The sequence below is a fragment of the candidate division KSB1 bacterium genome (genome assembly GCA_016214895.1).
Lineage (GTDB): Bacteria > Electryoneota > RPQS01 > RPQS01 > RPQS01 > JACRMR01.
In genome coordinates this window covers 61,860-82,851 of record JACRMR010000023.1, presented here as the reverse complement: position 1 = coordinate 82,851, position 20,992 = coordinate 61,860, and the positions used below count along the sequence as shown (strand labels likewise).

The 20,992-nt window shown below is 60.5% G+C and carries 21 protein-coding genes; 13 read left to right on the top strand and 8 right to left on the bottom strand.

The features are described from left to right. The first annotated feature begins 8 nt into the window (after nucleotides 1–8). Genes HZB60_12105 through HZB60_12095 form a run of 3 tightly spaced genes read left to right on the top strand, consistent with a single transcriptional unit; the run spans nucleotide 9 to nucleotide 2,647 of the window. Nucleotides 9–1,286, top strand: a complete 1,278-nt coding sequence (locus tag HZB60_12105; GenBank protein MBI5060510.1) for a hypothetical protein — start codon at nucleotides 9–11, stop codon at nucleotides 1,284–1,286. Continuing rightward, nucleotides 1,267–1,959: an ABC transporter ATP-binding protein gene (locus HZB60_12100; protein ID MBI5060509.1), complete on the top strand. Its 693-nt coding sequence runs from the start codon at nucleotides 1,267–1,269 to the stop codon at nucleotides 1,957–1,959. The genes HZB60_12105 and HZB60_12100 overlap by 20 nt, the downstream gene beginning before the upstream one ends. Beyond that, nucleotides 1,952–2,647: an ABC transporter ATP-binding protein gene (locus tag HZB60_12095; protein ID MBI5060508.1), complete on the top strand. Its 696-nt coding sequence runs from the start codon at nucleotides 1,952–1,954 to the stop codon at nucleotides 2,645–2,647. The genes HZB60_12100 and HZB60_12095 overlap by 8 nt, the downstream gene beginning before the upstream one ends. A gap of 94 nt (nucleotides 2,648–2,741) precedes the next feature. On the opposite strand, the gene HZB60_12090 is transcribed toward HZB60_12095, so the two are convergent. From HZB60_12090 to HZB60_12070, 5 genes are read right to left on the bottom strand one after another with little or no spacing between them, the layout of a single operon-like run. After that, nucleotides 2,742–3,575: a glycosyltransferase family 2 protein gene (locus HZB60_12090; protein MBI5060507.1), complete on the bottom strand. Its 834-nt coding sequence runs from the start codon at nucleotides 3,573–3,575 to the stop codon at nucleotides 2,742–2,744. Next, nucleotides 3,576–4,595, bottom strand: coding sequence for a glycosyltransferase family 9 protein (locus HZB60_12085; GenBank protein MBI5060506.1), 1,020 nt, complete (start codon nucleotides 4,593–4,595; stop codon nucleotides 3,576–3,578). Beyond that, the gene (locus HZB60_12080; GenBank protein MBI5060505.1) at nucleotides 4,592–5,575 is read right to left on the bottom strand and encodes a glycosyltransferase family 9 protein; all 984 of its coding nucleotides are present in this window, start codon (nucleotides 5,573–5,575) and stop codon (nucleotides 4,592–4,594) included. The genes HZB60_12085 and HZB60_12080 overlap by 4 nt, the downstream gene beginning before the upstream one ends. Nucleotides 5,576–5,600: 25 nt before the next feature. Further along, the gene (locus HZB60_12075; GenBank protein MBI5060504.1) at nucleotides 5,601–6,383 is read right to left on the bottom strand and encodes a glycosyltransferase family 2 protein; all 783 of its coding nucleotides are present in this window, start codon (nucleotides 6,381–6,383) and stop codon (nucleotides 5,601–5,603) included. Then, nucleotides 6,380–7,540 carry a glycosyltransferase family 4 protein gene (locus tag HZB60_12070; GenBank protein ID MBI5060503.1) on the bottom strand — a complete coding sequence of 387 codons (1,161 nt, stop codon included), beginning with the start codon at nucleotides 7,538–7,540 and terminating at the stop codon, nucleotides 6,380–6,382. The genes HZB60_12075 and HZB60_12070 overlap by 4 nt, the downstream gene beginning before the upstream one ends. Before the next feature lie 86 nt (nucleotides 7,541–7,626). On the opposite strand from HZB60_12070, the gene HZB60_12065 reads away from it, so the two are divergent. Together HZB60_12065 and HZB60_12060 are read left to right on the top strand one after the other, a co-directional pair. Then, nucleotides 7,627–9,126: a bifunctional metallophosphatase/5'-nucleotidase gene (locus HZB60_12065; GenBank protein MBI5060502.1), complete on the top strand. Its 1,500-nt coding sequence runs from the start codon at nucleotides 7,627–7,629 to the stop codon at nucleotides 9,124–9,126. Continuing rightward, on the top strand, nucleotides 9,123–9,569 hold the full coding sequence (locus HZB60_12060; protein ID MBI5060501.1) for an arsenate reductase ArsC: 447 nt from the start codon (nucleotides 9,123–9,125) through the stop codon (nucleotides 9,567–9,569). The genes HZB60_12065 and HZB60_12060 overlap by 4 nt, the downstream gene beginning before the upstream one ends. Here the strand turns inward: HZB60_12060 and dusB are convergent, their stop codons facing one another. From dusB to HZB60_12045, 3 genes are read right to left on the bottom strand one after another with little or no spacing between them, the layout of a single operon-like run. Next, complete coding sequence (gene dusB, locus HZB60_12055) at nucleotides 9,570–10,613, bottom strand: tRNA dihydrouridine synthase DusB (GenBank protein ID MBI5060500.1); 1,044 nt, start codon at nucleotides 10,611–10,613, stop codon at nucleotides 9,570–9,572. A gap of 26 nt (nucleotides 10,614–10,639) precedes the next feature. Then, nucleotides 10,640–11,449, bottom strand: a complete 810-nt coding sequence (locus HZB60_12050) for a class I SAM-dependent methyltransferase (protein ID MBI5060499.1) — start codon at nucleotides 11,447–11,449, stop codon at nucleotides 10,640–10,642. Continuing rightward, a complete protein-coding gene (locus HZB60_12045; GenBank protein MBI5060498.1) occupies nucleotides 11,446–12,162 on the bottom strand; it encodes a hypothetical protein in 717 nt (238 codons plus the stop codon). Before HZB60_12045 ends, HZB60_12050 begins: the two co-directional genes overlap by 4 nt. Nucleotides 12,163–12,266: 104 nt before the next feature. Between HZB60_12045 and HZB60_12040 the strand changes: the two genes are divergently transcribed. The 8 genes from HZB60_12040 to HZB60_12005 all read left to right on the top strand — a co-directional run bounded on the left by HZB60_12040 (nucleotide 12,267) and on the right by HZB60_12005 (nucleotide 20,913). Beyond that, nucleotides 12,267–13,472 (top strand): class I SAM-dependent rRNA methyltransferase, encoded by a 1,206-nt coding sequence (locus tag HZB60_12040; protein MBI5060497.1) that lies wholly within the window; start codon nucleotides 12,267–12,269, stop codon nucleotides 13,470–13,472. Continuing rightward, nucleotides 13,465–15,273: a hypothetical protein gene (locus HZB60_12035; GenBank protein MBI5060496.1), complete on the top strand. Its 1,809-nt coding sequence runs from the start codon at nucleotides 13,465–13,467 to the stop codon at nucleotides 15,271–15,273. The genes HZB60_12040 and HZB60_12035 overlap by 8 nt, the downstream gene beginning before the upstream one ends. A gap of 514 nt (nucleotides 15,274–15,787) precedes the next feature. Beyond that, nucleotides 15,788–16,177 carry a nuclear transport factor 2 family protein gene (locus tag HZB60_12030; GenBank protein MBI5060495.1) on the top strand — a complete coding sequence of 130 codons (390 nt, stop codon included), beginning with the start codon at nucleotides 15,788–15,790 and terminating at the stop codon, nucleotides 16,175–16,177. 248 nt (nucleotides 16,178–16,425) lie between these two features. Continuing rightward, complete coding sequence (locus HZB60_12025; protein MBI5060494.1) at nucleotides 16,426–17,751, top strand: DUF262 domain-containing protein; 1,326 nt, start codon at nucleotides 16,426–16,428, stop codon at nucleotides 17,749–17,751. Beyond that, complete coding sequence (locus HZB60_12020) at nucleotides 17,748–18,284, top strand: hypothetical protein (GenBank protein ID MBI5060493.1); 537 nt, start codon at nucleotides 17,748–17,750, stop codon at nucleotides 18,282–18,284. Before HZB60_12025 ends, HZB60_12020 begins: the two co-directional genes overlap by 4 nt. A gap of 205 nt (nucleotides 18,285–18,489) precedes the next feature. Next, nucleotides 18,490–19,035, top strand: a complete 546-nt coding sequence (locus HZB60_12015; GenBank protein ID MBI5060492.1) for a hypothetical protein — start codon at nucleotides 18,490–18,492, stop codon at nucleotides 19,033–19,035. A gap of 270 nt (nucleotides 19,036–19,305) precedes the next feature. After that, the gene (locus HZB60_12010; protein ID MBI5060491.1) at nucleotides 19,306–19,641 is read left to right on the top strand and encodes a diguanylate cyclase; all 336 of its coding nucleotides are present in this window, start codon (nucleotides 19,306–19,308) and stop codon (nucleotides 19,639–19,641) included. A 210-nt stretch (nucleotides 19,642–19,851) separates the two neighbouring features. After that, a complete protein-coding gene (locus HZB60_12005) occupies nucleotides 19,852–20,913 on the top strand; it encodes a hydroxymethylglutaryl-CoA synthase (protein ID MBI5060490.1) in 1,062 nt (353 codons plus the stop codon). Nucleotides 20,914–20,992 lie beyond the last annotated feature (79 nt).

The window sequence follows — 20,992 nt, the reverse complement described above, 5'->3', positions numbered from 1 at the left end:
GACACTCCGTGGTTCAAACCATTTACCAACATCTCATCCTCCCGGGCCTGCTGGGAGGATTTTACGCGCTCGCACCCTTCGCTCCGAAGATCCGCGCCGGGCTGGAAGGCCGCAAGGGTCTGCTCGATCGCGTCCGCGAATTTCGGCAGCGGCAATCCGGCGACTTGCTGCTCTTTCACTGCGCTTCCGCCGGCGAATTTGAGGCACTCAAACCGCTCGCCGCGCGCTTCGAAAACAGCGGCTTTCAACTCGCCGTCAGCTACTTCTCGCCTTCCGCCCGAAAACCGGCCGCAGGCTTCGCCGGATTCCACTTCTCCGACTTCAGCCCGGTCGATTCCGTTCGCGAGGTGGCGGAATACCTCGATGTCCTGGCCCCCCGCCTGATTGCGATTACCAAGCACGATGTCTGGCCCAATCTGGTCTGGCAAGCCCGTGACCGTGAAATCCCCACGTTTCTCGTCAACGGAAATTTTCATCCCGGTTCCATGAAACGCTGGCCGCTCTCCCGCGGCTTCCATCGCACGATCTACGCGGCGCTCTCCGGAATCCTGACCGTGTCCGCCGAAGATGCCGAGCGTGCGCGACGCATCGCCGGCGACGCGGTCAAAGTCATCGTAGCCGGCGATTCGCGGTTCGATCGGGTGCTGGAACGTGCCCGCCAACCGGTCTCGTTACCCGCTTCCGTAACCGATCCCTGCCGGGATCGTATGGTACTGGTCGCCGGTAGCACGCACGACCGCGATGAGCGGCTGTTGTTTGCGGTCTTCCGTGATTTGCGCCACGCGTTTCCCGACCTCATGCTGATGGTCGTCCCGCATGATCCGTCTGCACAAGCGGCGTTGCGCGTGAATCGAACGGCCGCCAACCTGGGCCTCGTCGTGCGCAATATCGACGCACCGGCTGCCCGTGACGAATCGATTCTGCTCGTAAACCAGACCGGCATGCTCGTCGATCTCTATCGTCTGGGAAGAATCGCCTACGTCGGCGGCGCGTTCGGCAAGGGGGTGCACAGCATTCTCGAACCCATGGCCGCGGGCCTGCCCGTGCTGAGCGGGCCTCACATCGGAGTCTCCCATGAAGCGCGGATCAGCCGCAACTCCGGCATCCTGCGTGTGATCACGAATGCGGATCAACTGACCGCGGTGTTGTCGCAATGGCTGAGCAATCGCAACGGGCTCGAGGCGCTGCGACGCGATGCGCGCGAGTTCGTCGAACAAAACTGCGGAGCCGCCGACCGCATCGCGGATTTCCTCAGCGGAGCCATTCGTGTCGCAGCTCCGCGTTAGCCGCCTATCCTTTGCCTATCGCGATTCGGCGGACTTGATCGGCGACGTCAACTTGTTCGTGAACACCGGCGAGACCGTCGCCCTGATCGGTCCCAATGGCGCCGGAAAAACTACGCTGCTCCGGTTGATCGCGGGGCTGCTCGCGCCCGTGGCCGGTGACATTTCCGTCGATGCTTCGTCCGCGCTCGCCGCGCGGAATTCGATCGGCGTGATCCTGCAGAATCCGGATCACCAGATGCTCGCTGATACCGTCGAAAATGAGCTGGCGCTCGGTCTCGAATTCCGCGGCGTGCCGTCCGCTGAAATTCAGACCCGCGTCGAGACCGCCTTACGACAATTCAACCTCGCTGACCTCCGCATGCGGCAGCCCCAGCGGCTCTCCGGCGGCCAGAAACAGCGCGTGGCGCTTGCCGCGATCATGATTTCGAACCCGGCCTTCTTGCTGCTGGACGAACCCGACTCCTTCCTCGATGCGCCTTCCCGCGCGAGCTTTCGCGCGGCGCTCGAACAAGTCCGGCCCCGCACCGGCTGCCTCTGGGCGCTCCCCCGGCTGCGCGCCGATATCCCCGTCGATCGCTGGTATCTGCTTAATCAGCGAACCGTCATCGAGACCGATCCCGACTCGATCCGCAGCGAACTCGCGGCGCGTTCGCGAGCCGGCACCCATGCCTGACCTCGAACTGAAACAGGTCAGCTTCAGCTACGAGGATGCCGGCGCGACGGTGCGGGGCGTCCGCGACGTAAGTCTTCGGCTGCAACGCGGCGAGTCCTACCTGATTTGCGGCCCGTCCGGCTCCGGCAAGTCCACGCTGAGTATGCTCTTGGCCGGCCTGCTTTCCGCGCAATCCGGTTCCATCGCGTGGGCTGACTCGCTCGCCTTGACCCGACCGGTCGCCGCCTACGTCTTCCAGTTTCCCGAGCAGCTCTTCTTCGCCGACTCCGTGCGGGATGAATTCCGGGAAGTTGCCGCAAATGCCGACCCCCGCGACATCGAACGCATCCTGACCGAATTCGGACTGAAAGATCCCGAGTTGTTGGATCGGAATCCCTATCTCCTGTCGATGGGCTTCGCCCGATTGACCGCACTGGCGTTGCAGGCGGCGCGCAATCCCGATCTCCTCATTGTGGACGAACCCACTATCGGCCTGGATGATAACCATGCGTCGCGCATTACACGCTTCCTCCGGGACTGGGTCACGATCCGCCGGATCCTGGTCACGGTTACGCACGAGATTGAGTTGATTCGGAGCATCGGCGGTACCTGTCTGGTCATGTCCGAGGGCGCACTGGCATGGAGCGGTCCGCACACCGAGCTGTTGCAGGATCCGCTCCGCATGCGCGAGTTTGGCCTCAGCGAATAGCCGGACCCGGCCCCATCGCGAAACGGCCCGAATGAGCAGTCATTCGGGCCGTTTGCGTTGCGGTTGGTCGCCGTTGCCTCTCCGGGTCCCGCGCTCATGTTTTCCGCGCCACGAGTTCGGACTTCCCGCGCTGCACCAGCAATCCGAGCGGCAGCAAGATCCGCTGCACGCCACGCGCATGCCGGCGGGCAAATAGAATCCGGTTCCGGCTGACAATCTCGCGAATCCGCGCCACCTCGAAGTTCGAGCGAATCGCGCTCACGCCGTCGTGCACGACCACACACCCCGGATCATAGACGGTCGGCCAACCGCGGGCGCTCGCGCGGACGCACAAATCCACGTCCTCCCAGTAAAACGGGAAGTACATCGCATCGAACCCGGCCAGCGCGACGAACCGCGCCTTGTGCAACGCGCAGTGACCGCCCACCGCGTAGTCGGACGGCGATACGCCATTTACCGCCGAACGTTGGTCGCGCGGATTGTGCAGGATGCGCGGAATGCCCCAGCGCCACACCAGCCGCTTCGCCCCCTCGCGAAACCGGCCGTCGCGCTGAACCGATTGAAACGTCACCGCAAACAAATCCGGTCTCGCGAACCACTCCCGCAGCGCGGGCGACACCGGCCCGCGTAACTCCGTGTCGTCGTTCAACAGCACCACCAGCTCGCACGGATTCGCCGTGACGGCGTGGTTTGCCGCCGCCGCAAAGCCCATGTTCCGATCATGACACTTCCACGTCACGTGCGGAAAGGCGGCGCGCAACGCATTCGCCACTTCCCCTGTGCCCGAGTCATCCACCACCACGATGGCCCCAGGTTCCAACTGTTCGTGCCGCGAGATCGACGTCAGGCATGCCGCGAGCGCATCCGCATTGCGATAGGTCGGAATCGAAAATCCGACCCGAAGTGGACTGCCGGTCGTGGCTTGCACCTACTCCTTCCCGACCGCCTTGACGGCGCGATGTGCACAAAGTCGTCTCGCCGTCCGCTCGGTAAGTTCGCCGAACTCATTCCACGCCGCGGGAGATTCTCCCGTCGGCGGAACCACCGCCGCCATCACTTCCGATGGCGGCCGCCACTTCACCAGTTCCCGTTCAAGTCGATCATCCGGTCGAAAGATCACAACTCCGGGAGTGCCCGCCGCGGCGGCGAGGTGCGCCGGTCCGGAGTTCATGCCGACATAACAGTCCGCGCGCCGCAAGATCGCCGCCAATACGCGAATCGGCAAATCGCAGGCGACCACCGCATTCCCGATGGCGGTCCCCAGCTGTTCCGCGTGCTGCCGCTCCAAATTGCCGGATCCGATCAAGACCACCGGTTGGTCACCGCGAATCCGCCGCAGGAGATCCGCCAGCCGCGGAAGCGAGACAAAGTCCGGAGCGGTGGTCGAACCGCCGTAGTGCGCCACCACATAGCGACCGTGGCCGATCTGCCGGGCGCGCAACAGCGCATCCGCGGCCGCGCAATCGTCCGCTGACAAGAACAACGACAGCTCCCGATTCGCCGCATGCGCATCCAACAAATTCGCGAGTCGCAAATTCAAATCCACGATCGAAACGGTCTCGTCATACGGAACCGTCAGATTGAGAAACGGCGCCGAGCCGCCCGTGCGAAACCCGAGCCTGACCCGCGCGCCCGACAACTTGGCGAGCAATCCATTGCGGAAAAACCGCTTGAACAACACCGCATGCGTTGGCTCCAGTTCGCGTAACCGTTGGACCAACCGCGCGTGGCGGAGCGCCCCGCGATCGTGCCCGTGCTTCTCGTAACGGATGATCGTGTCGAACCACGGGCAGCGCGCAAACAACTCGCATCCCAGCGAGTCCACCACGAGGTGCATCGTCGCGTGCGGCCAACGCTCACGGATCGCCCGGATCGCGGGTGTCGCCACCAGCGTGTTACCTAACGACCCGTTTCTGAATATCAGTATTGACCTTGGTTCCGGATTCATGATGATGTTCCGTCCAGCCGCGCGCGGATTTCCGAGAGTACTTGATCGACCGCGATCGCGTCCAGCGTCCCACGCGCTTCGCGGCCAATGCCCGCCGTCAACGCCGCATGACGCGAGGCATCCGGCGGCGTCCAGTATTCCGGCGGTTCCGTCCCGAAGAGCGTTACGGTGCGCGTGCCGACGGCGACCGCCAGATGTTTGGGACCGCCGTCGTTTCCCACAAGCAGTCTGCAGCGCTTGAGCACCGCGCCCAGTTGCCCAAGGTCGCCGACCGATAGGGTCTCGTCGGCGTCGAGTCGTGCAAGCGTTTCAACTTCCCGCACGGAGTCGTCGTCGCCCGGCGTGTGCAAGAGCAGCGGGCGAGCCAAGCCGGAGTCCTTGGTCCGGCGAATCAATTCGGCATAATTCGCGCCGGCCCACCGCTTATAGGGCCGGCGGCTATGCACGAAAAAGGCCACAACCGCCGCGCTCCCGTCCATGCCGCGGGCCCGGAATTCCGCGTCGGCAAACGACACGTCCGATTCCCGCAGCCTGAACTCCGTCGTGTGATCCGTCGCGGCCGCACCGAGTGCCCGCGCGAGACCTAACTTGTGAATGGCGCTGTAACTCGGTGTCTGCCGGTCCTGCACCGCCACCACGCTTGTGTACACCCAGCCGCGCCACCGATACGCGATGCCCACCCGTTGCGGCGCCCCTGACAGCAGCGTAACCAACGCCGTCCGTGGATTCGCCATGAAATCCAGCACTATGTCGGGCGCGCCCGACTGCCGCAGCAAGCGAACCAGCGCCAGCGTCGTCGCGGACGAATCAAACATACGAATCTCATCGACGTAAGCCAGGCCCTCAAACACGCGGGCCGCCTGCCGTTCGGCGATGACCGCGATCTGCGATTCCGGCCACATGCGCTTCAATGCCCGTAACGCCGGCTGCGCCATGAAGCTGTCGCCGATGCGCTTGAACAGGAGGCCGACTATCCGCACTCCGTGTCCGTTCTGGAAGTCGCGATCACCGCGTCTCGACCGACGTTGGCGCGCTGCGATTCAATTCCCGTAGCATGATATATTTCAGAAACGTGTAGTAGCCGGCGCTGACTGCGATTACCAGACCGTAAAATCCGTCCAGCACCCCGAGGTCCAGCCAGTAGGCGCGAAAGATTGCCCACGGACTCCGCAGACAGATGTCCAGCCAACTCGCTCGTCGGCCCGCCGCCTGCATGGCGACCGCGGAATCGTGCGCCTGCGCAACCAGCTTTGACATGTGATGCCGGATATTCGAGTACGTATGATGGTAGAGATCGCCGCGCAGCCGCGCTTTGCGCGTGCCCTTGAATTCAATAGTCGTATGCGGCTCGTGGCCGCCCCACTCCGCCGCGCCCTTGCGATAAAGAAACAGCCGCCACTGCGGATACCAGCCCGAGTGATTAATCAACTTGCCCGCGTAATAGCTGTGCCGGTTCATCTCAAAGGCATCCTCCGGCGGCTCTGAATTGAAGCGACTCCGAATATCCGCCTGCAATTCCGCCGACACCACTTCGTCCGCATCGATACACAGCACCCACGGCTGCGTCGCCTGCGCGCTGCCGAAATTCTTCTGATCGCGATACCCCGTCCACGACCGTGCGATAACCCGCGCACCGCAGCTCCGCGCACGCTCCGGAGTCCCGTCGGTGGAGCCGGAATCTACGACGATCCGCTCCGCGCAAAACTCCGCCGCCCGCAAACAGCGTTCGATGTTGCGTTCCTCATTGTGGGCGATGACCACCAGCGAAATCGGCAGCTTTGCGCTCATGAATGGCGCCCGCAATGATAGGCCGCCGCAACCGCGAACAGCTCCAGCGTGGCGGCAACTTCACGCTCGGGCGCAAACTGCTCCCGGACCAGCACCGACCCGGCCGCACCGCGAGACTTGCGGTCACCGGCCGAGGTGACTGCCGCGGATAGCACGGCGGCCAGCCCGGCCGCATCGCGATTCCGAAAGACCCAACCGTTCCGACCGTCGATCACAACTTCCGGCAAGATATTCACATCGCTGGAAACCACCGGAATGCCGAAACTCATGTACTCCAAGGCCACTCGGCAAATCGCTTCGCTGGTCGTCGAGGTGATGATCCCCAGCTCGAGTTCGCTCATCAGCGGCCGGACATCCGCGAGCTTGGGCAGGAATGAAACCGTGGCCGCGACGCCAAATTGCTCCGCCAGCGCTCGCAACTGCCGCTGGCCGCGCTCGCGTGAGTCTTCCCCCGCCATCACCACATGCAGCCGCGAACGTTCGGCTTCACTCAACAACGACAGTGCCTCAATCAATACCTCCTGTCCCTTCTCCGGCGACATCCGCGCGATCACTCCGGCAAGCACGACTTCGGGCGAAAGCCCGACCTGCCCGCGATAGCCCGCGGACCGGACTCCTTCCACAAATTCATTGGCGCGGAATCCCGGCAAAATCACCCGCTGCGGCAGGCGCGCGCCCGCCAGCAAGTTGCGGTATCTGACCACCGAGGTCTCCGTCGTATAGATCATCCCGTCCGTCCGCCTGCGGTGCAAATACGAGTTGATCGGATTCGCCTTCGGCCGACGCGGCTCCGACACGGTTCGGACCAACGGAACTTGGTCGCCCACGACTCCCTGTGCCAACGCAAAATACGTGTGGCCCGGCGGGCAATGCGGATGGAGTACGTCCGGCCGAAACGCCGCGAGCGCCCGTCGCACTTCACGCAGATTCCGCGCGACTTCCGGCGGCGACCAACGATGCAAATTCAACTCGGAATGCACACCGAACGTCGCGTCCGCGCAGCGCGTCGCCAGTGGAGATCCTGCCTGACAAAACAATAGCACCTCGTGGCCGGCTCGATGCAGAGCATACGCCTGCTCATACGCGTGCCAGGCCAGCGCATTCGCAAAGCGAACGTAAGCGGAAATGGCAACTCTCAGCGGCTCACCTTTCCGCATGGCCGGGCGGGGGAGCGATCCGCCGGGGAGTTGCATCCCGCTGCCAAAATTGGTATATTCGGAGCGTAGAAATGGAGTGAAGGGGAATGCGTAAGTTCGCAGTGGTCTTGTGGATGCTGACGGTCGCCGCGATCTCCAGCGCGGCCGGGCGGCAACTCGTCATCTTCCACACGAATGACATTCACGGCCACTTTGTCCCCGAGCCCGCCGAATGGCGCGACGACAAAGCGCTCGTCGGCGGTGTGGCCGCGCTCGAAGCGAAACTCACCGAGTTGCGAAAGCGATATCCCGCCACCGTGTACCTCGATGCCGGCGACCTCATGACCGGTAACCCGATCTGTACGATCGACTATGACGGTGTGCGCGGCGGCGCGTTGCACGACATGCTGCAGCGGGTCGGCATTACCGCGCAGGCCGTCGGCAATCACGATCTCGATCTGGGCGCCGATCACGCGACGGCCTTTGTCGCACAGGCAGCCTACCCGCAACTCTGCGCTAACTTGATTCGACGCGCGAACGGCCAGCCCTTTGCCGCCCCGACTTTGATCACCGAGCAGAACGGGCTGCGCATAGGCGTCATCGGTCTGATCCTCGACGGACTTGCCGATGTCGTCGCGAAAAAGTGCATCGATCCGTTCTCAATCTCTGACGCCGCGGAGACCGCGCAGCGCTGCATCGATGAACTCGATCCGACGACCGACCTCATCATCCTGCTCACGCACATCGGCGTGGACGGGGATCGCGAACTCGCGCGAAAGATACATGGCGCGGATGTGATCATCGGCGGACACAGCCACACGCGGTTGAAAACTCCCGAACTGGTCAACCAGGTCATTATCGCGCAGGCCGGCAGCTACTGCAAGAACCTCGGAGTCCTCGAACTTACGGTGGACGGCGACTCCGTGACGAAATTCGACGGTCGTCTCGATGAATTACTCGCGGTTAGTGGCGGTCCGCGGACGGCCCTGGCGCTGCTCGCCGACAGTCTGGAGACGGTCATTCAGGCGCGCTACGGCGAGGTGATCGGCGACCTCGGTGAACCATGGACGCGCGGCTACTACAAGACCAGCAATGTCGGAAACTGGATCTGCGACCGGCTCCGCGAGCAGTTCGCCGCTGACGTTGCCCTCGTGAATGCGGGCGGTATCCGCAGCGACTGGTCGCCGGGTCCGATCACGCTGCTGAAAGTCATGGAGCTGTTGCCCTTCGAAAACTCCGCCGTCACCTTTGATGCCAGCGGCGCGCAGTTGCTCAGCATCGCGCGCGAACAAGCGCTGGCGCATGGATGCGAAACGCACGGCGTACTCGAAGTATCGGGATTGACCGTTCGCTATCGAAAGCGCGGAGCAGAGGTCGCGCTGACGGAGGCCCTGGTCAACGGACAACCGATCGATTCCGCCAAGAGTTATCGCGTGGCTTCCATCGATTTCGTCGCCGTGTCGCAGGCGGAACGCTACCTCGGCTTTCAACCGTCAACTCTGCAAAACTCCGGTCAAATGCTTAACGAATTCATTACCGCCGAAATCAAGCGCGCGCGCGGCCCGATTACCGCGGATCCCACCCCGCGCATCGAGCAAGTCCCATGAACCCGAAACCCGTCGTGCTGGTCGTCTGTACCGGGAATTCGATGCGCAGTCAGCTGGGCGAAGCGATGCTGCGCTTGGAACTCGGAGATCACATAGAAATTCACTCCGCCGGTACGCATCCGGGCTTCGTGCATCCGCTCACCATTCGATCGCTGCACGCGCTCGGCATCGACACGACGGCCCTGCGCTCCAAGGGCATCGCCGAATTCCTGAACCGTAAGCTCGACCTCGTGATCACGGTCTGCGATTCCGCGCACGAGACCTGCCCCTATTTGCCGGGCGCGCGCAAGACCGTGCATCGTGGCTATCCCGATCCGATTCGCCGCATCGACGCGGATGACGCGCAGGAGCGGATGAACGCGCTGCGCGATCAAATGCGCGCGGAACTCCGAGCGCTGGTGATCGACGAATTGTCGCTGCCCGTGCCGAAGCCTGCGAGCTGATCAGCTCCAAACCGGAGCGTCGGCCAGCGTCGCCAGCGGGCGGGCGAACGGCTCGTCGGGCAGTGAACTGACGAAGAAGTGGAGCGCCTCCAGCACGTCGGCCGCGCTGTTCAGCCGCACCGCATGATTCTTGAATCGCGAACTCATCGGCAATCCGCGAACATAGCCGATCAAGTGCTTGCGGAACTCATTGACGGCGCGGCGTTCGGGATACCGCTCGAGCATCCAGGCCAGATGCTGCGCCGCCGCGTCGCCGCGCTCGCGGGGTGTCGGCGCCGGACCGGGATCGCCGGTTGACAGGAGCGAGTTGATCTCGCGAAAGATGAACGGATAGCCGATCGCCGCGCGTCCGATCATCACGGCATCGCACTGCGTGGTTCGCAACAGGGTTGCGGCGTCCTCCGGCGTGCGCACGTCACCGTTGCCGATTACGGGAATGCCGATCGCCGACTTCACCTCGCCGATCCACTCCCAATGCGCCCGCCCCTCGAAAAACTCGCTGCGCGTCCGCGCATGCACGGTGACCCACGCCGCGCCGGCATCCGCCACGGCCCGCGCTACGGTGACCGCGTTCAAAGACCGGCGGTCCCAACCCGAGCGCATCTTGACCGAGACCGGAAGCGACGTTGCTTTCACAGCGGCCGCCACAATGCTCGCCAATAGCGGGACATCTTTCAGTAACGCCGACCCGCCCTGATTCAAGATGATCCGCTTGACCGGACAGCCGAAATTCAAATCGAGGCCGTCCGGTTGCAACTCGGCCAGGCGCTTGGCTGCGTCCGCGGCCTGTTCCGGATTCGTCGCGAAGAACTGAACGAAGTACGGTCGTTCCTCCGGCTGAAAACCGGCCATCTTGAACGTCTTCTCGCCATGGCGCCGCGCGCCTTCACCGGAGAGCATTTCCGAGAAGACCAGCGCCGCACCATGGCGCCGTGAGATCCGTCGCATTGCGGAATCCGTGTACCCCGCCAGCGGAGCGAGGATCGCCGGAGAACTCAACCGCAACGGTCCAAGCTGGACCACCGTTTCAGCGCGAGAGGTCATCGCAGTTGCTGAGTTCAGCCCCGGGGTTATGATGATCTGCGCTTCGCCGGTTTCTCGGCGACCGTGATCAGCTCGGACGAAAACCACTGCAAATCCGCGGGCGGCAGCATCCACGAACCGTAACACGCCGGCCGCCTGAATCCGGCCTCCGTGACGATCCGCTTGATCTCCGGCGCGGAATAGCAGCGAATCCCGTCCTGCTCCGGATTGTCGCCTTCCGTGATGATCGTCCCGTCGGGTCGGACGAGTTCCCACATCCCGCCCAGTCGCGACGTCAGCGGATCGAATTCGCCGCGATGAATCAGCAGGCCCTCGTTCGTTTCCATCCAATCGGGACCCGCGTGCGTTGACGCGGAGTACGGATGCATGCCCGTGAGCAGGACCATGCCGCCCGGTTTCACGGCCCGAAAGATGCGTTCGGCGGTGTGGACATTCTCCTCCTCGCTGCCAAAGCCGAAGCTCATGCCGAGCACGACGACCCGGTCGAACTGCTCGTGATACGATAGCTTGCGCATGTCGCCCGCGGCAAACGTCGCCGGGACCTTCATCTGCTTCGCTAACTTCGTCCCGTGCGCCGCGAGCTTCGCCGAGACATCAATGCCGTGAACCTTCACGCCGCGCTGCGCCAGCAAGACCGCCTGATAGCCCCCGCCGCAACCCAGATCCAGCACGCTCATGCCGGACTTGAGCTTCAACACCTGCCAGCAGAACTCAACCACCTGCTCATTCTTCCAGGCGACCGTCTCGTCACCGTCGATCAGTCGAATCCGCCAGAATTCCGCCCAGAATTCATCCCACGATTGCTCGACACGGCGAAATTGCTTCGGTGTCTTCATTGCCATTTCCGGTCTCCGCAAGTCGCCCAGAGTTTGTTCAGTGCGGCTTCAAGCGCGGGCGCCAGCTTCTGCACACTGTCCGTGACTTCCGGTTCATTGACCAGCACGGAATACGGTACGGTGACGCCCTGGCTGACCATCGCTCCGCTCAGGTCCGGCGCGATGCGCGGCCAATCAGTCTCTCTGTAATATCGTTCCATCTTGTCGTCAGGCAAGCTGTGATAGAGAATCGAATGCGCCAGCTCCGGTTTGAAGCGCCGACGATTCTTCCGCACCGACTCCTCATAGGACACCTTGATGTAGAGGATACCCGCCCGCGCGAGTACTTCCGGTGAAATCACGTCCAGCGCATGCGTGATGCCATTCGGCCCGCCGCGCGCAAATTCGAACAACACGGTCTTGCCGGTCGCACCTTCCGCCATGTGCTTCTGGAATGCCACGTTCATCTTGAGCAGGAAGAAGTCCCAGGCCCACTCCTCCTTGAAATAGAGCTTCTTGTCCGTCCAAAGCCGCTCCCGACCGGCACCCTCCAGAATCCGGTCTTCCTCAAACTTCTCCCAGATGTAGGGGAAATCGTCGATTTCCACGATTTCACCGCAGTGAAACCGCGAACGACGCTCGGTCGCGGGCAACTTCTTCAAAAAATCGATAACTTCGCTCTTGCCGGCGGCAGGCCGGGCCGTCAAAATAATCGTGTGAAAAATGTCTGACATGGGGGATGCGGTTATTTTCACGATCGCACATGCCGAATATAACAGCTTTGACCGGAAAATCAAGCGATTGAACATGCGTGTAACCAACGATCCGGGTAGTACAGGTGGCTAAGCTGCCGGAGATTCGTCTGCGCCGAGGGGCAGGGCAACGCCTGAGCGCCGGGCACCTTTGGGTGTTCTCCAATGAGCTGAGTGACGGCTTCCAATCCTGCGAGCCGGGTGCGCTCGTGCGACTCCGCTACTCGGACGGGACGTTTGCCGCGATCTGTACCGTGAACCCGCACAGCCTGATCGCGGCGCGCGTTTTTTCACGCGTGGACTGCGACATCGATGAAGGGTGGATCCACGATCACCTCCGGGCTGCGGTTCAATTGCGGGATTCGCTGCTTGGGTCCGGTGGGTCCTGCAGATTGGTCTATTCCGAGGCGGACGGTATGCCCGGTCTGATCGTGGACCGCTTCGGCGATGTCGTCGCTTTCTCGGCCCTGACGGCGGGAATGGAACGCATGACGCCGTGGATCATCGACGCGATTCAGCGCGATTTGTCGCCGCGGGCGATCGTCGCCTGCAACGATTCGCGGGCACGCGATCTCGAACAGCTTCCGCGAGTACGACATGTCATCCGGGGAATGCTCGACGAGCCCGTTTGGTTCGAACAGGATGGCATTCACCTCCTTGCCGATCCGTTGCACGGTCAGAAGACCGGCTTCTTCCACGACCAACGCTCCAATCGGCAGCACTTGGCAACGTGGTGCCATGATGTCGATACGGTGCTGGACCTGTTCTGTTACACCGGCGGTTTCGGGCTTTATGCGTTGCGCGCCGGAGCCAGACTCTGCACCTTTGTGGACTCGTCCGAGCACGCGCTGGAGCTCTGTCGTCAGGTGGTCGAGCGGAATGGCTGGTCCGACCGGGCGGCCTTTCTGCGCGCCGACATCTTCGAATGGCTCAAGGAGAGCCGGGAGCGTTTCGATGTGGTCGCCGTCGATCCGCCCGCATTGGCCAAGAGTCGCGCCACTGCGGGAGCGGCGGTGCGTGCCTATCGTGATTTGAATGTGCGCGCGATGGCGCGGGTCAAGCCGAATGGTCTGCTCGCCACGTCGAGCTGCTCAGGACTTGTGACAGCCGTCAACTGGCGCGGTGCGGTCGAAGACGCGGCCTACAAAGCACGGCGGCCGTTGCGCTTCATTGCGTTTGGAGGGCAGGCGCCGGATCATCCGATTCTCGCCACCATGCCGGAAACTGAATACCTGAAATTCGCCGTCGGAATCGTCGGCGAACCACCATACCCCCGAGGGAACCATGAGTAACCCATCCGAATCCGTCAGTTATGTCCCCTATCACCAGAGCGGTGAACCGCCGCGCCGGGCGGCCTTCACGCGCGTGGAATTCGACCTCAGCGGCCTGACCGATTCCGAGCTTCAGACGCTCGGATATCTGAGCGAGGCCGTCGATCTGATCAACCCGATCTTCCGCGATCAGTTTGAAGCCAAGACGCCGCGTGTCATGCGCGTGCTCGCCGAAGTTCGCCGGCAGGCGAGCCCGGAGCAGCGGGCGATCATCGACGACTACGCCACGATCTATCAGGTGCAAAACAGCCCGTTCAGTATGATTCCGCGCAAGAATCATCTGCTGGGAATTCCCGAAGCCGAACTACACGCGCTGGCGAAGAAATCGGGCGACGCGAAGTTGACTGACGATGTCAATGCGGTGGCGCCGTTCTTCTATGCTGATCTCGCACTGCCCGACAAGGCCAGTTTCTACCCCCAGGACTTGACCGAAGCGGAGTGGACTGCGCTCGGCGAGGACGCCAACATTGTGAACAGCTCCATCGCGCGCGAAAACGGCAAGGTCCGCGCCGTGCTGAACGAAGAGAAGTACCGCAAGCAGCTCGATCTCGTCGCCGCCGCGGTCGAAAAGGCCCGCGACGCCACCGAGCATCCCAAGTTCCGCATCTATCTCGATGCCAAACTCTGCGAACTCCGCCACGGCACCAAAGAAACCCGCCGTGTCGCCGATTATCTCTGGATCTCTCACGGCAGCCGGCTCGATATCATCATCTCCAGTGCGCTCGAAGTCTATCTCGATAATTGGAAGAATGCGCGCGGCGAGGCGGCGGGCAATGTCTACCTCGAAAATGCACACTCACAAAGCCTGCTGAATTCGCTCGTGGATCAGATGCCCTACCTCGAAGCCAACGCGCCGTGGACGCATCGCAAGCAAGAGGTCGTGCGCGAAACGCTGCCGCATCTGCGGTTTGTCGATGTCTTCAACTGGAGCGGCGGTTATGTCAACAGTCCGGCCACGGTGCTGGCGCAGTCACTGCCGAATGATGACTGGGTCACCTCGAAATTGGGCAGCGTGAACCTCGTCTATCTGAATACGAGCAAGGCGATTCACCGGATTTCCGGCAGCAAGATCGCCGACGAGTTCATCGCGAAGCAAGCCGTCGCCGAGTATGGCGAACTGTTCTTTGACGCGCAACAGATTCATAACGCGCTGCACGAACTCGGCCACACCAGCGGCGCACTCGATCCCAGGCTCGGCACCGCCAAGCAGGCGCGGGAGTACCTTGAGAATGAGTATTCGGCTCTGGAAGAAGCGCGGGCGGAGCTGTTTGGGATGTGGGCACTGAATGTATGCGCGAGGCAGGGCGTACTCACGTCGAAGCTGGCCGTGGCGGGGCATTATGCAATGATGCTGCCCTTGATTCAGGGTCTGAAATTCGAGCCGGCGCAGGCGCACAACAAGGCCCGCAACATGATGTGGCACTACTTCCTGAAGGGCGGGAGCATTGTAGAGCTGCAGGAAGACGGCAAGCGCAAGTTCGATCTCGATCTGCACAAGCTCGACGGCCAGATCGAAGAGATGCTCGGCGAAATCGCAAATATCAAAGCGGCGGGTGACAAGGCCGGTGCGGCGAAGTTCCGCGAAGCGTGGTGCTTTACTGATCCGTTGCGGCCCGAAGTGGAGGCCCGCACCGCGCAGCTTCCGCTGGGTCGCGGATTGATCTTCCCGCACTTGAAAAAATCCGGCGACCGCTTCGTTGCCCAACTTGAGTATCCCGCGAGTTATGCGGAGTCGCCGCGCTACAGTCTGGCGCTGGCGTGACGGCCGAACGGTTGGGAATACCCGTGAAGGATAACGCAACCACGCGAATCATTTTTTGACCGAACGAACCGGGTAACTCCTCGGAAAGTCGAAACTTTGTGCGCAAGTTGAATTGTCGCGAATGGGCGTATTCCGAGTCTGAGAGGCATGGCTTCTGGCTTATTTATAGGTCTTTTACTGGGTCAAGAGTAATATCTTGGCCCTTTTATCATGCATTGTACTCACTGACGTTCAAAAAGTTCCTGCAAGGAAAACAGGAGGTTGGAGCCCATGACTGGATAGAACGGCTCACAGTTGACATTTCGGTGAAAGATGAGATATTGTGAGGAGGCAGCCTCCCGTAGCACCGCATGGACATGCGCTCGGGGTGGCTTGATCGCATTTCAACTGCTTGCGGCCGCCAAACATTTTCACGTGAGCGGGGCCTATGACGGACACGCACCGCGAAGAACACTGATTGAAAGACGCAGCACAGCAAGAATGAAGATAACCGCCGGGTAGGCACGAATAATCCATGAGCGAACTCACCGTCAGCGTCGAGACACTCAGGCAGATCCTCGAAGCATTCAACCGCCATGACCTCGATGCCATCATGGAGTTTTTTGCAGACGACTGCTCATTCGATTTTCCGCGAGGTCCTGAACCGTGGGGACTGCGGTTCGTCGGCAAACCTGCCGTACGCGAAGCCTTAGCCGGTCGCTTCAAGGGGATTCCTGACGTTCATTACGGAGACGATGTGCATTGGGTCGCCGGGGACCGGGGAGTTTCCGAATGGACCCTAACTGGAACGATGGTGTCAGGCGTCTTCATTGAAGTCCGGGGCTGTGACCTGTGGGAGTTCCAGAAGGGGAAGGTTATTCGCAAGAACTCATACTGGAAAATCGTCGAGCGCAGAGAGTCGTGATCGCAACGGGTCGCGGGATGGGGCAAGGTGAGGATTCTTCGTGTGTCATTTTGACGCTCGAACACAAGCGCGATGTGCGCCCCGTACCCGTGAATTCCACGCTGATTTTCAAGTATCGTAGTCGTCAAACATCATCACCTGAGCGGGGCATGTGGGGAACATGCCGCCGCGAGACGAACCCGTAGCGCCGCACAGCCGTGCGCGATCGGGGGAGGCACGGGGGGATTGTCCCGTAGCGCCGCATGGACATGCGCTCGGGTTGGCTTTATCGTATTTCAATCATTACAATCGTCAAACATTTTCACCCGAACGGGGCATGTGACGGACACGCCGCCGCGTGGAAGAATGAAAGGAATTCACTCGTGACAGTCCACAACGTACCGATCCATAATCAGCAAGTCGGCCCATGGTACGAGGATTATGCAGACACCGAGGACAATGAGATCCAAATTTACGACTATGCCATAACCGCAACACCCAATGACTTTAATGTATTGACGATTAATCAGTTTCTCACTTCTGGAGCGGTGAAGATTCCCGGCTTTCAACGAAATTACGTTTGGGACATTGGTCGTGCATCTAAACTAATTGAGTCCCTCATAATGGGACTTCCTGTCCCGCAAGTATTTCTATACGAGGAGGAGCGGAATCGATTCTTGGTAATTGATGGTCAGCAACGGCTCATGTCTATCTACTACTTTATGTCCAAACGATTCCCAAAAGAAGAAAAGCGCGTAGAACTTCGGCGCATATTTGATGAGCAGGGTAGAATCCCTGACAATGTACTTCACAATGATGAGTACTTCTTGACGTTCAATCTTCGACTGCCGCAATTGCTGCCAAATCGCCCGAATCGACTTCGTGGACTAAACTACTCCACACTCGGAGAGTTTAAGACCCAATTCGAGTTGAGAACGATTAGGAATGTGATTGTAAAGCAAAACGAACCGCCCAACGACGACTCATCAATTTATGAGATATTCAATCGATTAAATACAGGCGGTGTAAACCTCAGCCCACAAGAGATACGAATCAGCTTGTATCATTCGTCATTCTACGAGATGCTGCACAGACTGAACGGTATCGAAGGATGGCGTCGCTTCCTTGGCTTGCCAGAGCCGGATCTTCATATGAAAGACGTGGAAGTACTTCTTCGGGGCTTCGCATTATTGGCTTCGACTGAAAACTACACGCCCTCGATGAAGAGATTCCTGAATCAATTCTCGAAGCAATGTAAGAGAAATACACCAGACCAGAATGTCTACTTGGAGCGCCTGTTCAGTGTATTCTTGGACAGCACCCGCGAGCTACCGGAAGATGCGTTCACTAGCCAACGGACTCGTCGATTTAATGTTGCCTTGTTTGAATCAGCTTTTGCAGCAGCATGTGATCCCGCGTTCACAGGCCGCACGCTAGTCATACCGGCTATGGACTTGGATCGCATTCGGAGGCTAGATGCTGATCCAGAGTTCATTGCGGCGTCGCAACAAGGCACGACACAGACGCTGAACGTAAATACTCGATTGAGACGTGCGCGGGCAATCCTTAGAGATGATTTGGTCGTACAACCATGAGAACTATTGTGGATGAACGATACGCGGAGTACCGCGATCTTCTCCAACTATTGGTTGAAGCAAATCAACCATCGCTTCGTAACAGCGCGGAAGATGGATTGCGAAAGATGCTCTTGCTGATTGCGGCAAGCTATTTGGAGGAACAACTATGTCGTGAATTATTGCAGTTCTACGCTGATGTTTCGGGCAGCAACGCCGGTGCAGTTGAATTCGTCCGAACCAAGGCGATAACTCGACAATTTCACTCATATTTTAACTGGGACTCCAGCAATGCAAATCAATTTTTTGGTCTGTTTGGAAAGGACTTTGCTGAAGGAATGAAAGCAGCGGTTGCACAAGATGGCGCGCTCCAGGCCACGGTTAAGGCTTTCTTAGAGATCGGGCGCGAAAGGAACAAGATGATTCATCGCGACCTGGGTTCATTTGTCTTCGAAAAAACGACTGACGAAATATTCCAGCTATTTGATACTGCACGCCACTTTGTTCCTAAATTCTCTGAAAAACTGCGAGCACTAGACCAGTTGGCTGAGTAGTCAACGATTCTCTTCCCGCAGCGGCATGTGTCGGCACCCGCGTCCCGCTGGGGAGCGCTGTTCGATCCCAAGTCCTGTTTGCGGGCGAGCGCGTTGCAGCGGAATCCCGAGCGCACGCAGTGCGGCACTACGAAGAGCGGCTCACGAGCCGCCGCAACCGTTGATGAGATTCCGGCGGGGACACAGTCTCCGTTGACCCTTCATTATGCAAAACAAGAGACTGATCGGCATTCTGCTCGCGGTAGCGTTCTTACTGCTGATACCCTTGGTGGCGATGCAGTCTACGGATGAAGTGGCCTGGACCTTGTTCGACTTCGTGGTCATGGGCGTCCTCCTGCTCGGCACGGGTCTCTTGTATGAGCTGGCAGCGAGAAAGACGGGCAACAGCGCGTACCGAACCGGCGTCGGCGTGGCGGTCGTGACTGCCTTCATCCTCGTCTGGATGAATCTGGCCGTGGGGATCATCGGGAGCGAGGACAACCCCGCTAACGTGCTGTATGGCGGCGTGCTGCTCGTCGGATTCAGCGGTGCCGTTGTCGCGCGCTTCCAGCCGCGTGGAATGGCACGCGCTCTGTTCGCGACGGCGCTGGCGCAAGCATTGGTCCCCGTGATTGCGCTGATGATCTGGCGGCCCTCATTGGAAGACACCCCGGGTATCGTGGGTGTCTTCATCCTGAATGGGTTCTTCGTCATGCTGTTTGTCGGATCGGCGCTGTTGTTTCGACGCGCAAACGCCACGGATTCGAAATGACCCCGACCGCGTGACCGCGCACGCGCGCGCGCAGCGTCCGATGGCAGAGTCGCATGGCCGTGCGACGCTACGAAGAACCGAGCGCACATCCGTGCGCCGCTATCGGCTGAGCGAGATTCCGGCGGGGACACAGTCCCCGCTCGGCGCGCAGCGGCGGGCGGCGCAGCCGGCCCCTTCAGCTTCCGCAGATTCACGAACGCGCGCGCCCGTGCGGCGCTACGACCGGCTCGGACTTGAATTTTCACTTTTCGATTTTCGATTTCTCTTCCCATGCCCCACTGGACCCACGAACTCCCCATTGCCGCGACGGTGTGTGATCGCGATGGCATTATTCTCGAAATGAACGAAAAGTCGCAGCAGACGTTCGCCAATGACGGCGGCGCGATGCTGATCGGCACCAACGTACTCGACTGTCATCCTGAACCGTCGCGTTCGCAGCTCGCGAAGATGCTGCGCACGCAATCCAAACACATCTACACGATCGAGAAAAACGGCGTCAAGAAGCTGATCTATCAAACTCCGTGGTTCGAGCGCGGCGTGTACATGGGCTTCGTGGAACTGGCCCTCGAAATCCCGGAAGAGATGCCGCACTTTGTCAGGGAATGAAATCGGAAAGGCGGGCTTCCGATTCTGGACGGGGCACGGAGAGGGCAGGTCACGGACCCGAGGGCAGGTCACGGACCCGCCCCTACGGGGATTTGCCTTTCCCGATCAAAATTCCTAAATTCCTGTTTACACCACCTCGCTGTTCATCCCTGAACAGCACGTTTCCGCTCTGAAATTCCTTACTTCCATCTGAGTTCCAACGGAGGATAAATGGCCAAGGCCGGAATCGGCATCATCGGCTGGGGATCGTACATCCCACGCTACCGCATCAAACTTGAAGAAATCGCCAAAGTCTGGGGCGCTGACTCCGAATCGTACAAGCGCGGACTCATGCTGTTCGAAAAAAGCGTCCCCAGCCCCGATCAGGATGTCATCACCATGTCCGTCGAAGCCGCGCGCCGCGCGGTCGTCCGCGCGAAGATCGATCCGGCAGAGATCGGCTGCTGCTATGTCGGTTCGGAATCGCATCCGTACGCCGTCAAGCCGACGGGCACGACCGTGGCCGAAGCGCTCGGCGCAACGCCCGATTGCCGCGTCGCGGACCTCGAATTTGCCTGCAAAGCGGGTTCGGAAGGCATGTTCATCGCCTACTCCCATGTGAAATCCGGCGTCCTCGATTACGGCCTCGGCATCGGCGCGGATACATCGCAGGGCGCGCCCGGCGATGCGCTCGAATATTCCGCCTCCGCCGGAGCCGCGGCCTTTCTGTTCGGCAAGAAGAACGTCGTCGCGACGGTTGATTTCACGAACACATACATGACCGACACGCCGGATTTCTGGCGCCGCGAGCATGCGTTCTATCCGTCGCACGGCGGCCGCTTCACCGGCGACGCCGCCTACTTCAAACATTCGCTGGGCGCGGCCAAAGACCTCCTGAAGAAGTCCGGGACGAAGCCGGAAGACTTCAAGTACTGCGTCTTTCATCAGCCGAACGGCAAGTTCCCGTCGCGCGCCGCCGAGATGCTCGGCTTCAACAAGAAGCAGTACGAAACGGGCTGGCTCACGCCGTGGCTGGGCAACACCTATTCCGGCGCGTCGCCGATCGGCCTCACCGCCATTCTCGATATCGCCAAGCCCGGCGACCGCATCTTCATGGTCAGCTACGGCTCGGGCGCGGGCTCCGACGGTTTCATCTACACGGTGACCGACGAGATCAAGGGCAAGGCCAAACTGGCTCCGCAGACGCACCCGCAACTGCACGAGAACAAGGTGTACCTTGATTACGGCACGTACGTCAAGTTCCGCGGCAAGATTCACATGGCGGGACACTGATCTGAAGCGCTGAATGCCGACCGCCGAAACCCGAAACCCGAAACCGAGGTTTGGCCGAGAGCCAGCGGCAGGGCCACTA